General features: G+C 45.7%; 4 protein-coding genes. All 4 read right to left on the minus strand.

What is annotated here, in order from left to right; translation table 11 throughout:
* Positions 1 to 439, minus strand: a 439-nt coding sequence (locus B7Y67_RS14050) for a TatD family hydrolase (protein ID WP_293599181.1), incomplete at its 3' end; no start/stop codon positions are given.
* An 11-nt stretch (positions 440 to 450) separates the two neighbouring features.
* Positions 451 to 1,596, minus strand: coding sequence for a DNA polymerase III subunit delta' (locus tag B7Y67_RS14055; RefSeq protein WP_293599182.1), 1,146 nt, complete (start codon positions 1,594 to 1,596; stop codon positions 451 to 453).
* The gene (tmk, locus tag B7Y67_RS14060) at positions 1,597 to 2,235 is read right to left on the minus strand and encodes a dTMP kinase (RefSeq protein ID WP_293599183.1); all 639 of its coding nucleotides are present in this window, start codon (positions 2,233 to 2,235) and stop codon (positions 1,597 to 1,599) included.
* Positions 2,236 to 2,240: 5 nt separating this feature from the next.
* On the minus strand, positions 2,241 to 3,031 hold a 791-nt coding region (gene mltG, locus B7Y67_RS14065), incomplete at its 5' end, for an endolytic transglycosylase MltG (protein WP_293599184.1).

Raw genomic sequence — 3,031 nt, forward strand, 5'->3', positions numbered from 1 at the left:
CCTCTTCTTTTAGGATTTTGAGCGTATCTACTGAAGATGAACGTGTGTGGATGATGAGAGGCTTTTTCGAGGCAACGGCAGCTCTGATATGAGTCCTAAATCGATCTCTTTGCCATTCCATGGATTCATAGCTGCGATCACCCATGCGGTAATAGTCCAAACCGGTCTCACCTATAGCAACGATTTTGGGGTGTTTAGCCTCTTCAAGCAAAAACTCAAAGCTAGGTTCTGGGGTGTCTTCGTAGTCTGGATGAACTCCGACAGAGGCATATAAATGAGCATGATCCTCAGCAAGTTTCCGCACTTTCGGAAAATCTGGGATATCAACCGAAATACAAAGTGCGTGAGTCACTTTGCAGGCAGCCATATTGGCTAAAACCTCAGGAAGTCTAGCTTGAAATTCTGGGAAATCGAGATGGCAATGTGAGTCTATAAACATGACTCACCATTTTAATCTTCAAATACCTGCTGGTATTGGGAAAGTAAGGCCTCCAATTGAATGCGTGTAGCCAGGGGGTGATTTTCATGACGCCGCGCCTGTGTCAAAGATTTCCAGAAACGAAGCAACTTTGGCAGGCGGGCTTCTTTGGCTAGGGCTTTAATTGAGTCCTCATGCTTTGGGTAATAACGGGGTGAGCCCAATTGAGCGCAACTCTGTAGGTCTGAGACCCAGCGCTGCATTGTGGTCAGCAAAACTGAATAGCGTGCCTTTTGCGTCTTATCGGCAGCATCCAACCAATTTATGCGAGGACCCTGCGACATCGCTTGCAATAAATATCGTGATGCCTGGATGGCTATAGTGAGCTCATCTTTTTCATCCTGGTTGTGGCGCGCAATTAAGGAATCTAAAACTGCATATGGTGCCCCGCCCTGTTCATCATAGATAGACTCAATATCGGCATCGCTCATTTTTAGGCCAGGCACTTTATTGAGCTGATTACGCAACCAGCTTAGTCCAGTTAATCGATCTGGTCGTGGTGCAGAAAGTAGGCGACAGCGTGAGCGAATTGTAGGCAAAACACGATCAAGGCGATCGGCAAGCAAAATAAAGATCGTATTTTTGGGCGGCTCTTCGAGAGACTTCAATAAAGCATTCGCAGAGTCCGGTCTCAACATTTCTAGTGGATAAACCAAAATTACTCGATTGCCACCACGGTGAGATCCAATAGATAGCGCTTCAATTGCACTCCGAGCATCTTCAATGGCAATGGTCTTTTTCTCCTTCTTCTCGGGTCCATCCCCATCGCTATCGGCTTGGGCGGCCTTAGATTTTTTAGGAGAGTCAGCTTCAGAATCAAAATCACCATGAGGCAACAGTTTGCGATGCGTCTCGGGCACCAGGGCAACAAAATCGGGGTGGTTACCAGAATCAAACCACCTGCAAGCCTCGCATTGGTTGCAGGGCTTCACCTCGGATGATGATTCACATAAAAGCGCTTTAGCTAATTCAATGGAGAACTCAAACTTGCCAATACCTGATTGACCATGAATCAATACCGCGTTCGGAAATACAGTTAGATCAAGGCCAGCCCAAATGGACTCTAGCCAGGGTGCTATTTTCTTTTCCGACTCGATTGGGAACATCAGGTCGCTCATTTAGAGTTTGATCTCGAGTGACTCAAGTTCATTCCAAATTGCATCTGGTGTTCTAGTGGCATCTACAAGATAAAAGCGTTTGGGATCTGCTTTTGCTCTACGCAAATACTCTTGACGAACCTTCTCAAAAAAATCTAGATCCATCTTTTCAAATTTATCAGGCGCCCTCACCTTTGATCTTCTAGTTTCGGCAATTGAGCCGGGCAAATCAAACAGAAAAGTTAGATTCGGTTGAAGTAATGTGCCATCTGGACGCCCTTGCACCCAACGCTCTAAATCATTTAGCTTGCTCAGGCTTAAGCCCCGCCCCCCACCTTGATAAGCAAAGCTAGCATCGGTAAAGCGATCGGAAATAACAATCTTCCCGGCCTGTAATGCAGGCTCTATTATTTGAGCAATATGTTCACGACGAGCCGCGAACATCAGCAAAGCTTCCGTTTCTAAGTTCATGGGGGCATCGAGTAATAAGGCACGCAGCTGCTCACCTAATTGGGTGCCGCCTGGCTCTCGAGTCATGACAACTTCACGGTCTGGATAGCGCTGTTTTAATAACTTGCTAAAAGACTCGATATGCGTACTCTTGCCGGCACCATCAATACCCTCAAAACTAATGAAATAACCTGGAAATTGAGTAGCCATAAGAATTATTGTGAATTTGATTTAGCTGAGGCATTACGTTTGCGTTGAAATTGATCAACAGCACTTTCATGCTCTTTCAATGTTTTGGAAAAATGACTGCTGCCATCACCGCGCGCCACAAAATAGATTGCATCACTTTTTGCCGGATTGATCACAGCCTGGAGAGACTCCTTACTTGGCATTGCTATCGGAGTGGGTGGTAAACCTTTGCGCATATAAGTATTGTAGGGACTGTCTTTACGTAAATCTGCTTTTCGAAGATTACCGTCAAATTGAGGGCCAATGCCGTAAATTACAGTTGGATCTGTCTGTAATGGCATATTCAAATTCAGTCGATTGACAAATACTGCGGCAACCAAGGATCGGTCACTGGAGCGCCCAGTCTCCTTTTCCACTATTGAACCAAGGATGAGAAGCTCATAAGGTGTTTTAAGTGGCAAGGCCGTATCTTTTTGTCCCCAAACAGCATTAAGCTGCTTTTGCATTGCCTGAGAAGCCCTTCTGTAAATTGAGATATCTGAGTCATCTGGGTCAAAAATATAGGTATCAGGATAGAAAAGTCCCTCATCTCCCGGATAGAAGAGGCCAAGAGCTTGCAACAGCTCCTTAGAGCTCATGCCCTTGGTTTGATGAATCAGGGCTGGGTGATTGTCAATTAAAGCTCTCAGCTGCCATATAGTCATGCCAGGAATAATCGCGATGCTTTCTCGTACTCGATCACCACGCGCGATTTGTAACAAAATATTGCCTAAGCTAGCGCGAGTAGGTAGTTGGTAGGTTCCGGGCTTTAGCTTTG

It is taken from the genome of Polynucleobacter sp. 35-46-11, from assembly GCF_002281105.1.

Excerpts from the sequence above, each read along its gene's own strand:
- B7Y67_RS14055 (WP_293599182.1), bottom strand. The coding sequence starts at position 1,596 with ATGAGCGACCTGATGTTCCCAATCGAGTCGGAAAAGAAAATAGCACCC.
- tmk (WP_293599183.1), bottom strand. The coding sequence starts at position 2,235 with ATGGCTACTCAATTTCCAGGTTATTTCATTAGTTTTGAGGGTATTGAT.